Annotated in this window: 7 protein-coding genes; 2 read left to right on the forward strand and 5 right to left on the reverse strand. The window is 37.2% G+C overall.

Annotated features, from left to right (window positions below; all coding sequences use genetic code 11):
- Positions 1 to 424: 424 nt before the first annotated feature.
- A complete protein-coding gene (locus EKM69_RS07425; RefSeq protein ID WP_225423859.1) occupies positions 425 to 1,384 on the forward strand; it encodes a phosphatase PAP2 family protein in 960 nt (319 codons plus the stop codon).
- A 117-nt stretch (positions 1,385 to 1,501) separates the two neighbouring features.
- Positions 1,502 to 2,221, forward strand: a complete 720-nt coding sequence (gene pnuC / locus EKM69_RS07430; RefSeq protein ID WP_125709710.1) for a nicotinamide riboside transporter PnuC — start codon at positions 1,502 to 1,504, stop codon at positions 2,219 to 2,221.
- Positions 2,222 to 2,313: 92 nt separating this feature from the next.
- Here the strand turns inward: pnuC and EKM69_RS12500 are convergent, their stop codons facing one another.
- The 5 genes from EKM69_RS12500 to EKM69_RS07450 form a co-directional block, all read right to left on the reverse strand.
- Entirely contained in the window at positions 2,314 to 4,953 is a 2,640-nt protein-coding gene (locus EKM69_RS12500) for a hypothetical protein (RefSeq protein ID WP_225423860.1), read from the reverse strand.
- A 266-nt stretch (positions 4,954 to 5,219) separates the two neighbouring features.
- Positions 5,220 to 6,335, reverse strand: coding sequence for a hypothetical protein (locus tag EKM69_RS07440; RefSeq protein ID WP_125709712.1), 1,116 nt, complete (start codon positions 6,333 to 6,335; stop codon positions 5,220 to 5,222).
- 99 nt (positions 6,336 to 6,434) lie between these two features.
- Positions 6,435 to 8,111, reverse strand: a complete 1,677-nt coding sequence (locus EKM69_RS07445; RefSeq protein WP_125709714.1) for a hypothetical protein — start codon at positions 8,109 to 8,111, stop codon at positions 6,435 to 6,437.
- Between the two features lie 169 nt (positions 8,112 to 8,280).
- Positions 8,281 to 9,453, reverse strand: a complete 1,173-nt coding sequence (locus EKM69_RS12325) for a hypothetical protein (protein WP_164505892.1) — start codon at positions 9,451 to 9,453, stop codon at positions 8,281 to 8,283.
- On the reverse strand, positions 9,429 to 11,042 hold the full coding sequence (locus EKM69_RS07450) for a hypothetical protein (RefSeq protein ID WP_125709715.1): 1,614 nt from the start codon (positions 11,040 to 11,042) through the stop codon (positions 9,429 to 9,431). Before EKM69_RS07450 ends, EKM69_RS12325 begins: the two co-directional genes overlap by 25 nt.
- Positions 11,043 to 11,372: the final 330 nt, after the last annotated feature.

Below are 11,372 nucleotides of genomic sequence, written 5' to 3' on the forward strand. Positions count from 1 at the left end.
CGGATGGATCTCAAACAGAATCTTGGATTTGGAAGAAAGCTACATCCGGTGGAGGGCTTGCTGATGGAAATAAAGATGTGCACTTTGCACCAGCTGAATGGAATTACGCTGGTTTTACCTTTGGCTACATGACTGTTCCATATCCATATGAAAGTCCAGCTCCATTTACACCTGGCGGAATTAATTTTAAATAATAGTGTATAAGATTTAAGACATTTGAATTTATTCAAATGTCTTTTTTGATTCTAATAACTTTTTTAGCCCAGTAAAGCATATCAGACTGAGTTTCTGTGCATTCATTAAGAATATTCCAATAAACACATTATATATTTTTAATTCTTAAGAAAGGATAATTTTATGATTACTTTTCCTAACTAATGTTATTATGAATAGCGTATTAATTTTGTTATAGGAGGGGTGTACTTTGAGTGCAAAAGTAAGTAAGTTCATGTCGTCTCCCAGCAAGGTTTTTTATACGGCTGCGTTGACGATTATTGTTATCATGCTGATCGGTACTGGATTTGATTGGCAGATTTCACAGGCTATTATGGATCAAAATTCTTGGTTTGGTACTATTTTCCAAGATTTTGGCTTGTGGCCAATTCCATTTATTATTATTTTGAGTTCCATGGTAATTATTAACTATGCTTGGCGGAGTAAAACTATGCCGTGGTTTGTTCGTTGTAGCATGATCCTTGGGGCTTTTGTCTTGTCAGGTTGGCAATTGTGGGCTAATTATTTAAAGACTACAGTTTATTATGCCTTAACTTTAAATGACAATATCAAAAAAGGCTTACCAGTGGGGCAAGCTAATAGTGATGGTGGTAATTTACACTTATCATTTTTAGGTAATTTTGCCATTTGGATTATTATTTATTTAGTTATTTTCTTCTTAACACAAATTTGGCTTTCTCATAAGTCAGATGAGCAAATGGACTACTTAGTCAAGGTCGCTGTTGTTGCAACTTTAGCAGCAATCGTTGCTAATGACATGAATAGTGCCATGAAGACTTATTGGGGCAGATGGAGACCTTATGAATTAGCTGGCAATCACGTTAACTTCACGAACTGGTTCCAACCTAATGGAGCTAATGATCACATGAGTTTCCCATCTGGACATACAACGGCAGCAGCTGGTATCATGTTGCTACCAATGTTCGTTGATCGGGCTAATGTCAAACTTCAAAAGATCACATTTTGGCTTGGCTTAGCATATTGTATTCTAATGTGGGCTTCACGTGTCCGTGTCGGTGCTCACTTCTTGACAGATGCTACTTCAGGTCTTTGGACAGTTTGGTTTGTTTTCTTCATTGTTCTAAGTATCACCGGAATGCATTTGGTCGAATGGAAAAAAGATCCGATACTGTCAGACCACAATATATAGTGCTTTCATAGCTCATTTATCACTATATATATGTAAAAAATAGTGGAATTAATATTTTCTCAATGCTACACTAATCTTTGTCGTTTTTATTTTTAACGTTTAGAGGGTGTATTGAGAATGATGGTTATTAACGACTTTAAAGGCTGGAGCAAATCCAGTTACGGATTACTTGCACTAGGAATTGTAATGCAATTAATTATTTTAATAAGTTCTGGTAATTATTCAGCCATGAATTTAGTAACAGTTTTAGGGGCCATGTTGGGTGTAACTTGTGTCCTCATGATCAGTAATCGTAAGGCAAGTAATGGTATCTTCGGAATTATTTCCGCTATTATCATTATCGTCAATGCGATGATCAACAAAGTATACGCAGACGCATTGTTGCAATTTGCATATATTTTCGTACTAGATATTCCTGTTTTAGTAGCTTGGACTAAGCATGAAGATGGTACAGGAAACGCCGAAGTTTCTAAGCCACTTCAAGGATTCAAGCAATGGGCATATGCAATCGTTGGTATGTTGGCTATTTGGGCCGTATCATACGTCTTGTTAAAACAATTCGGTGATACTCAACCAGTAGTTGATGCACTAGGATTTTCGATCGGTATGATTGCATCGATCCTCTGTGTTAAGAGAATCAAGACCCAATTCATTTTCTGGTTCGTTCAAGGAATCGTTTCAATGGTCCTCTGGATCAGAGCATCAATGTTAGCCGGAACAGGTTTGTTGAGCCCACTAGGTTTCATGTATGTAATTTACATGTTAAATGATTTAGTAGGTTGGATGACTTGGTCTCGTGCAGAACGCAAAGAAAAAGTTATGGAAACAGCTGAATAATACAAAAAGGATCCCGAATTTGTTGGGATCCTTTTTTTGATGGTTTTAGAAAGAAACGATTAAATTGAGTCGGTTTCGCTTACGACAAATTTTCATTGGCTGGAGTATTTAGTTACGTGATTTGAAGATGTTTTATTTCGGTGCGGATGCCTAAAATGAAATCTCAATTCTTTTTCCACGTGATCAGTAAAGTCAGTCCAGTCGATTGCGGAAGAACCAGGTTTTATCTTAGTAGTACCAAGAATGATTTTTCCGCCACTTGCTACGAATTGATTTTTATAAGTCAATGCCGATTGTAATGAAGCAGAATCGTTTGAAGATAATTCGCCGGTCTCCAAAGATAATGTCAAAGGATTTTTTTTGTTCAGTCGAGAATCGACGATACTCAATTTACCCGGTAATTTAGCCTGACAACTATATTGTTGTTTGTTTATTGCGTGAACGACGCCGAAGTTAATGCTTTGAGGGGCAATTATTCTGAATGTCCCGTTGACTCTTTGAAAGAAGAAAAGATCAATTCCTTCATTGCTGGGAGTTTTCGAATTAACATCCTCAACATAGATTACAAGTGTATGCAGATCTGTATCGGTAATATTTTTTAGGGATAAATTGTTTAAGACCCATTTGTTTGCTCGACCAGGAGTTTTATTTTCTGCACCTTTAGAAAATAAAATTTTCTCTCCTTGTTTAAAACTGTAATATAAATTCACTTTGGGACTATCTGCATCATACCAGATTCCTGAAAGATTAATTGTGTCAGAATTTATCTCGAATGGTTCTTGAATTGTTGAATCTGAAGAAGGGCTTAGTATCGAGATATCAGGAATAACTTCAGCCGCAGGCTTGATAAAAATATCAATTTTATGAATTTCTGAACGATGTTCAGTTCTTACACCATTCTTGTCTTCGACGAAACCTCGTGCAAAAATTCTTATCTTGTGTGTACCTGGGCTTAACTTTGATATATCAATAAATTCTTTCCAGTTGTGTGTAGTTCCAGCTAGTCTGTCTGCTTCCGTTTGGGAGTCATGCAGTAGTAAATCAGATTTATCCATGTTTGCATTGTCGATGGTATACATTAAATCGATGTTGTTATTTTGATAGTCAAACCAAGAGCCTTCTAACTTAATTTTTTCATGATGGTTTTCAACAACTATTGGGTCTTGATTGGATGTATTTTCTTTGATGCTAATATTAGGATTCATTTTACCGATGACATCAAATTTAGTGGAATAAGCTAAATAAGTTTTATCGTTGATATTTAGTGGCGTGTTTTTTGTTGCCATCATCAATGTTTTTAAGTTTTTATTGGGGAAGAAATGGCCGGCTCCCGGATCTAATGCAGTTTTATATCCTTGGTCAGCAACGTTCTCAAAATGTGCATCGCTATTTTTTTGATAAACAAAATTTGATCCTCCAAAATAGGATGGCTTGTTTGATGATAGTTTCCAAGCAAAGGGCGAATCTTTGTGAGATGATAAATCAAATTCAATATCAGCACCCAGATCCTTGTTGAAGGCGTACAATCCATGATTGTTGCCTAAAGAATGAATATCAGCAGCATTAGTTGAATCTTTACCATTTATGGAATTATTAAAGGTAATATTTCTGAAACTGTAGCCGACAAAATTATTGAGATTTTGATTTCCAATATTTTTATATGTGATTTCAGTTTGAACTACATTATTTTTAGTAAATCGTTGAATTATTTCGACTTGAACCTTGTATTCAAGATTTTTAGAAAGAGGGTTCCAATCGATGATTTCATACTTCTGCTCGAAGATCATTCTCTGTTCTTCTAGTCCCGTGTCTTTGGATATTCTAGTCCAAAAGGATGCGGTATTTTTATTCATGCTGGTATTAAAATTATTGCTGCTTAGGCGATAATCGGGACCTGCAATATTTGGTGTTTGATCAGTTACTTTTTCTCGATAATTGAATAAATTAGATGTGACGATATTATTAATAGATTGACGGTTATCATCAACACCATTAGAGCCGTTTACCTGAAGACCATCGCCACTAGTATTAGTAAAAAAGGTGTTGTTAGTAATATTTTTTTCTGTATTGTTTAACACCAAAATACCAGAGTTTGCTGCGGTAATATTATTTTTTCGCGATGAATGCAAGTTATCTCGTTTAGTTGATTCATTCACTGAAAATTGGTTCAAAGCTTTTGTAATAGATCCAAAATAAATGACAGGTTTCAAAACCGAACCATCAGATTGTTTTTTGATTGGATTCCCATAACTGACTTTTAACTTATCACGTTTGGACCATGCATATGGATCAGCTCGAGAGTTTTCTGTGAAGTAAGTAGGATTTGAAAATGATTCTGCAGCCAATTTATTTTGCTTTATGTCATAAATATTTATCGTGGCAAGATCTGTGTCATTGAAATGGATATGGAGATCGTTTGTGTTTGAGTCTTTCAAATTCACAGTTACTTGGTCAAAGTCGATATCTTCAACGACATTCTTTTCACCAAGATCTTGTTTTAATTTTTCTATTGAAATATTTTTGTACTGTGGTGAATTGATTATCAGTAATTTGTGCTTATCTTTAAATGATGCATTCACCAAGATATCGAAACTGTCATTTTCGTTATTTAAGTTGGTTATATGAGCAGTCGTAGATAGTTCTGTTGCGTTTGCTGTATTTGCACTACCAACCCCTAAAATAAAGGCAACACAAATAATCGCTAATGTTATTAGCTTTGTAATTAGTAACATATTTTCCCCCGTCCCTAAAACATACTTTAGTAGGTTATCAAATTAATTCAGGCAGTTTTTGCTAAAAAAAGATATGATTTTGTTTCTGAAATGACGGGTTTTGTATTAGGTATTTTTTAATTAGTAATTTAATCAGAGGAAAATGTGATTGAGGGTACTAAAAAAAGGATACTGTTGGAAACGATATCCTCGTTGATAAATTTGATTGGATCTCACAATTTTATTTATCAAATTATTTGTAACAGGTTATTAAATAGGTCAGAGAACTAGATTGTGTCTCTAGCTTCCCAAGTCCAGTGACTTTGATATTTGCCGGTTTTTACTTTTTCATCACTCTTGATTTTTAACTTCAAATTATTCTGCAGTTCATTTGTCAGATCAAACTTGAAGTCGTCGGTATCCTTGTCGAAAGTATACAACGAATCAGGAGTGATTTTTTCTTTATTCCAAAATAGTTGCGTGTTTAATATTTTGTTTGAGTCGGTTTTTTCAATGAAGTTTTCGACTTTGAGATTGACTTTGATTGGTTGAGCTTGCTTGTCACGATAGTCATAGATGAATAAATTACCAGTCATTTTTGGAGATGACACTTCGACTTCTGACTTTGGTGCGAGATTCTTCATCCCAAAGTCGATGATGTTAGGTGCGTCGATTCCAATGCTGTTAGCTTGGTTGATCCGGAAGTAAAAACGGTCGTGACCTTCGGCTTCACCGTGTTGATTTCGGTTGACAATTTTAAAGTCGATGTGATGGATCGCGTTATCATTGAGTACTTCACGGATGTTGAAATTTTTCAATTCCCAAGGTGCAATTTTTCCAGAGACTTTGTCTTTTTCGGCAATTTCTAGTTTACGAGGTGTCTTGTCAAAATCAGAAGTGTAGGTAATTTCGTAATCTTCAGTGTTTGACTGATAAATTCCGGCCAAATCAAAGGTGTTCTGTGAAGCTTTGTCGATATTTAGGTCGTAGAGTTTAGTTCCTGGTGCATCTAAGGACCAAGAATTATCTGCTGGAGTTTTGACGTTGATTGATGGTTCAGCTGGTGTTCTTGACGGCACGGATACATATCGCGTTACTATTTCAGAAGTTTGTTTTGCTTTATCTACGGCCATCACGGAAATTTTATACAAGCCAGGTCCGATGTCATCGAGTGGGATTTTTTTCGAAAATCCTTGGACCTTTCCGATTTTTTTGTCGGCATCTGATTGTTTGGCGTAACCGTTAGTAGCACTCAAACGATTTTTTAAAAGTTCTTGAGTGGGGTCTGCTTGATCATCAGCTTCAGAGCCGATTTCCTTAATGGTATATTTGACGTTAACGTCATTTTCACCGTAATGATGCCAAGTTCCATGGAGATCGTAGAAGTTTTCTTCCGGCTTCATTATATAAGGAGAATTTCGGGTGAGACCGTCATTGTGCACGTCCAAATTGGGCTTGGAGTTGATGTAACGCATGTTGACACCGTAGGTGAGTGAAACTTGTTAACCTGGAGCGAGCGGCTGATTCTTCGTGTGCATGGAAAGCCCTGAGTCGAAGTCACGATTTAACTCCATCCAAGTATTCCCAGGGCCGGGTTCAATAAATCTGTCCCCAGTGTCATTCACATCAGTAAAGGCATCGTTGTATTTATTATCTAACCCATTAACGTTCCAAGGAAAGTGATCTTTATTGCTCGATTCGTAATAAGCCGAACGGGTACCACGGGCAGCCCAGGCATAGGGACTATCTTCAAAGCCTTCCAGTTGGAATTCGATCCGACCACCGTAATCGGGACGGCTGGCGTAAAGTCCGCGGTGATTTCCTAATGAGCGTAGTTTATTTTTTTGCGCCCCTTGATCATATCTGACACCCTTATGGAAGGTAATATCCCGGAAGACATAACCTTGGAAGTTATCGAGGGTATGCTGACTGACATTTTTATATTCATAAGTAACGATGACTGCATTATCTTTGTTGAAACGTTGGGTGATAGTTACTTGAATTCGCATGCCTTGATTTAGCTGGTAAAAAACCATTCTTTGTTCCGTTAATATTTGTCCAGATTCTTTGGAGACCCGGGTATAAAGATGGACGTTGTCTTCGTCGACACCCCATTCATTTTTTTCTTCGTAATCAGGTCCATAAATTGCTGGACGAAGGGGATTCCCGGTGGAGTGTGTACAGTCAAAAAGGTTCGTTGTGGCGAAATTACGTTGAGATCCGGTAAGATTTAGCTTGTCAGGATACAAGCCATCACCAAAAGTATTAGTGTAATATTGGTTGATATTTCCCGACTTCTTTTGTGGTCGGCTCCAAGTACTCTTCTTGGGTACTTCAATGACCCCAGTATTGGCAGCAGAAATATTATTAAGTCGTCCGGTTCCGTACGAGGTTGCTGGAACGCCAGGAATCCGCATGTAACGTCCACCGGTTGAACGATGTGGCGTGATATCACCTTCTAGTGCATAGTTGATCGCACCAAAGTAAATTACTGGATAAAGCCGTGAGCCATTAGTTTTATTAGTGATCTTTCCATAGGAAGCCATCATGTTCGACACTTCGACCCAGTTATCATTCCAGTCAGGCGTATCAGAGTTAGACTCGCCGTAAATCGGTGCATAAGATGCCGGTTTTTGAGCTTTTTCATTGGGATCAGTTTCATGAGCAGGTTCGGTGGCTGCTTGGTTTGGTGTGATGGCAACTTCTTGTTCAAGATTATTTGGTTCAGGTTGAGCTGGTTCATTTATAACTTTGTCAAAAATTTGTTCACCGGCAACATCGAGAAAAAATAAGTGTGTCCGACCACTGTTAGTTTTTATCGTCAAACTACCATTGCCTTTGGAATCGATTTTGTCCTTTAGATTTAAATGAATTTGTGAATTTTCCAGATCATTCCCAAAGTCTTTTTGATCAAGTTGTTTTTCTAGATCTTGTCGATCGATATTTTTGATTTGCGGTGAAGAAATAGTCAAAATTGGATGTTCTTTTGGTAATGAATATTTGATTTTTACGGTTGTCGTGTCAGAGTCTTTTTCAATATTTTCGATGCTGATTTGTGAAGTGGGAAGAGCGGTATCACTGGCTTTAGACTCGTTTTTATTTGATGAAAAATCCCAAATTCCTAAAACGAAGGTCAAAATGATTAACGTGATACATAGGAATTTACTTCTAATTTTCATGGCATTCCCCTTATGCATTTTTATCGGCATTAATAATAACAACTAGTCATTAGAATTTGCTTTCAAAAATAATAAGGAATATTTTCTAGTTTAGAAACATTTTTGAAAAAGTATTTTATTTATAAAATAAAAAAAATCACTCTTTAACAAGTGATTTTTTTAATGTTGTCTAGACCGAATTAGTAAAGCACCAAGTCCATCTGGCTTTGTACACGCCAGTTTCGTGAGCCCGCTTTTGAAACTTGAGGCGAAGTTTCTTTTCGAAATCATTGACGGTAGTTACGGTGATCCATTGGTTTTGTTTCGGTTCGATTTTTTTGTGAACGATCAATGGTTGATCAGATCTGATAGGGGAATTTTCCCATTGCAGACGGTAGTTTAACTTGCGCTTATCAGAATTTTGTAACTCACTGATTTGTAAGGAAAGATCCATCGGATCTGCATTTAGCTTTCGATAATCGATCAAGGTGAGTTGATTGTCCAAAGTGGGCTTAATCTTTTTTGACTGGCCGGGTATCAAATGATGACTACCAAAGTCGATTTTTTCGGGATGGATCAATTCGAGTGGACCATCCTTGTGTCTGAAATAAAAAGTATCTGATTGCGGCGGGTGGGTTTCATCCTTGATGCTAAATCTAATGCTGTGGGTTTTTTCTTTGTCGAGTTTTTGGAAGTTAAAGTCGGATAAGGTAAATTTCGTATTTTGTTTCTTATTATCCGTGATATGCTCAAGGTTTTTTTCGGGTCCGTTGTCTACTGAGTAGGTGATATCCAGTTCCTTACTGTCTTTGTCTGACCAGTATCCTTCGATGCTAACTAGATTGTTATAAGTTTCAAAAGGATTTTTTTCAGAGGTTACGGCAGGTTTTTCAATGGTGATTTTTGGCACGTCAGCCACAACGCCAGGTACGATGATGTTAACTGGTTTGACTACGGAATAGTGATTGTGACTGTCGAAGGCTACGACACTGATTTTATGATGTCCGGGTGAAAGTTTTTTTAGATTGGGAATATTGACTTCCCAGTCGTGGAGCACACCCTTGAATTGTTGGGATTCAGTTTGTTTGATGAAGCCTTCAGAAGAAATTCTAATTCCGTTGTCAGCAACGTATTGTGGAGATTCATCAGGGGAGTCAGTTAAGTACTTTATTTGGACTTGTCGGTCCTCATAATGATGCCAATTGCCGAAAACCTTGAATTCTTTAAGATCATCCTCATCGAGTAGATCGGGGTTATCGTTATACATTCGTAATTGAATATCATCGGTTTTTTCAATTAACTTTGTTTGATAGCTCATAGCGATGGTCTCACCACTTTTTAAAGTTTTGTCTCCAGTGTGCATGGAGATACCTTTTTCGCCGATCGTGCCATCGGGTAACCATTGTTTACCTGCGGCGATGGGCTCGGTTTTGTCACCGGTGTCGTGGACATTTTTGAAGGCATCATGGAACTTTGAATTTTTAGTAGTTGCCCATGGGAAATTACTGTCATTAGTTCCGTCAAAAAATGTTGATGCTGTACCTGGCCTGCCCAACCAAAAGCTGAGTTTTCCACTCCGTTCATTTTAAATTCAATTCGACCGTCATTGGAATCACGACTAGCGTAGATTCCTTCGTTGTTCCCCAAAGATAACATTTTAGTTTGGCTGTCACGGCCATCAAAATCACTGTTTTTCATGAAGGTAATGTCTCGGAATAAAAATCCAGTAAAATGAGTTACGGTATTATTTAGATTTCTGAATTCCATTTGAACATCGATCGATCCATCTGGAAGAAATTTTTGGGTGATCGAAATTTGAATAGAATAATGTCGACCGAAGAAAGGTTTATGTGTTTGGTTGAAGACGATTTTTTGCATTTCTAACTTAGTATCGGGATCTTGCCGAACGTAAAATTTTGCTGAATCGGGATCCATTGTTCTTTTGTCTGAGCTAGAACTAGTATGCACAGGATCAATACCACGAACAGCTGGTCGAGCGTGATAGGCACCTTGACCATCGGAAAATTGTTTGATGTTAGTGGTTACGAAATTTCGTTGTGATCCGTAATAACTATCGTGACTTGCGATATCACCATCACCAAAGGTGGTCGTGTAATACGTGTAATTAGGATCGTTTCTTCTTTGACTCACTAGGGGTTCGGCGTCTTTGGGTGCAACGATGATGCCAGAATTTGCTGCGGATATGTTATTTTTTCTACCTTCACCAATGTCATCGACGAATAACGAACGTTCACGAGCTCCAACTGAATCTTTGACGGAAATTCGATTTAAAGCATAATGCAGTGAACCAAAATACATTACCGGGACGATTTGTTTGCCGTTTCGATAAGTGATGTTCCCGGTAGAAACTTTCAACTTATTCATTCGTTGCCAATCTTGTCCTAGTCGGGGCGATGTCTCAGGATTTTCTGTTTCTGATTGCTTCTCATTTTGCTTTTCTGTTTCAATGTTGTTTTCGGATGCAGCTGGTTTGGATGAGGTGTCCTCAGATTTTTCGTTAAATTTAAACTCGTGTTCTGCAATCTTTTTTTGTTCGAGATTTTTAATTGTGATTTTAGTTGTGATAGGTTCTTGGATAGACAACTTAAAAGAAGTTTGGAGATCTTTTAGTTCTAGTTCTTTTAAGTTGATGTCGATTGTTTTGTTATTTAGTTCCAAGTTAACATTTTCGTCACCAAGCTGGTGTTTTAAATCTTTAACCGCAATGTTGCTGATCTGATCAGAATGGATGGTTAGTTTCATATCTGATGTCGCTGCTGGTGCATAGTTCACGATGATAGTCTTTTTATCATCGTGGCTAGCTGACTCCAGGTTGATTTTTTCGGTCGATGTGATCTCGTAGGCATGGGAAATGTTAGCGTTAGTTGAAGCTGAGACCGTAGTTAATAAAGCCGTAAAAAAAGTTATTAGGAAAATGCTTTTATAATTCATGTGAAACTCCCTCAATTGCAATATTGCTGTCGAAGACAAATAATATCATTACCATTAGCTATACTTTTATCAAAAGTCGGCGGTAATTTTATCGGTAGTTGGTGGAATCGATAACGAAATAATTATTTAAAAAATTAATTCTGGCGAATTTTATAACCAAGTTAGCCACCTTAAGAAAATTTGAATAAAAAAACACCAAGACGGAAAAATCAGTTATCATTGGAGTTCCGACACTAACAATGAAAGAGGTTTTTCGTCTTGATGCATCAACAGAATACCATAATTCGCAAAAAAGGACAGCACTTAACTGAAATTGAACGAGGCAGAATT

Origin of the sequence: Companilactobacillus zhongbaensis, assembly GCF_003946515.1 — a bacterium.
Taxonomy (GTDB): domain Bacteria; phylum Bacillota; class Bacilli; order Lactobacillales; family Lactobacillaceae; genus Companilactobacillus; species Companilactobacillus zhongbaensis.